We start from the raw sequence: 1,255 nt of genomic DNA, 5'->3' as shown, positions 1-1,255 counted from the left end.
GTCCTACCCGGCCACCGCGCCCACCCCGTCGTCGCCGCCAGCGCAATCCGGCCATCCTCCGACGGCCTATGCCCCGCAGCAACCGGAGCCGCAGAAGTCGAACCGGGGCCTGATCATCGGCATCGTGGCGGCATCGCTGTTCACGCTGGCCATGGTGACGGTGCTGGTCATCGCCCTGGTGACCAACGGCGACGCCTCGTCGAACAATGCGACATCCAGCGCCGCACCCCGCCCGAGGTCGCCCAAGCAGGGACCCACCTTCGGCGGACCGGGAGCGGCGACGACCCAGGCCGCCCCGAACGGGAATGCCGCGCCGCCGTTGCCGGCATTTGCCCCGCCACCTGACCTGGGTGCCAACTGTCAATACCAAACCGTGGGCAACGATTCCGTGGATGCCTCGCCCAAGCCCGTCACCCTGCCTCCGTCCGGCAGGGTAGCCACCACGCCGGCGCAGATTCCCGCCACTGTCTCCACCAATTTCGGCGACATCGGCATCGCGCTCGCCAACAACGAGTCACCGTGCACGGTGAACAGCTTCGTCAGCCTTGCCCGCCAACAATTCTTCGACGGCACCATCTGCCCGCGCCTGTCCACCGGCTCGGACGGCGCGACGCTGGTGTGCGGTGGGCCGGATAAGGACGGAAACGGCGGTCCCGGTTACGAATTCGCCGACGAATACCCCACCAATCAATATCCGCCCGGAGATCCCGCGCTCAGGGCGACGGTGATCTACCCGCGCGGAGCCGTGGTCATGGCCACCAACGAGCCCAATACCAACGGCAGCCAATTCGTCATGTTCTACCAGGACACCGAGGCTCCGCCGACATTCACGGTGCTCGGCAACATCGACGCGGCCGGCCTCACGGTCCTCGACAAGATCGCCGCGGCAGGAGTCGCCGGCCACCGGATGACCGGAATGCCGACCTCCGCGGTAACGATCAACTCGATACGGGTCAGCTAACAACGGCATATGGTCGTTGGGTGTCGACGGAAGTATTCGGGCATTACGAACTACAGGGCCTGTTGGGGCGCGGCGGGATGGGACAGGTGTTCCGCGCTCGCGACACCCTCACCGATCGGGTGGTCGCGCTCAAGGTGCTGCCCGCACATCTGGCGGAAGACGACGAATTTCAGCAGCGCTTCCGGCGTGAGGCGCGCATCGCGGCAAGCCTGAACGACCCGCACATGGTGCCGATCCACAGCTACGGCGAGATCGACGGCCGACTGTATGTCGACATGCGGCTGATCGAAGGCC

Annotated in this window: 1 protein-coding gene and 1 pseudogene; both read left to right on the top strand. The window is 66.3% G+C overall.

Going from position 1 to position 1,255, the window contains the following annotated elements; translation table 11 throughout:
* Window positions 1-961: peptidylprolyl isomerase (locus MAAFP003_RS28805; protein WP_133160898.1), on the top strand; the 961-nt coding region annotated here is incomplete at its 5' end.
* 77 nt (window positions 962-1,038) lie between these two features.
* A pseudogene (locus tag MAAFP003_RS28800) lies at window positions 1,039-1,255 on the top strand (protein kinase domain-containing protein); the annotation flags it as partial.

It is taken from the genome of Mycobacterium ahvazicum (genome assembly GCF_900176255.2).
GTDB classification, from domain to species: Bacteria; Actinomycetota; Actinomycetes; order Mycobacteriales; family Mycobacteriaceae; genus Mycobacterium; species Mycobacterium ahvazicum.
The sequence above is the reverse complement of the archived record's forward strand: the minus strand, read 5'-3'. Positions and strand labels throughout refer to the sequence as shown.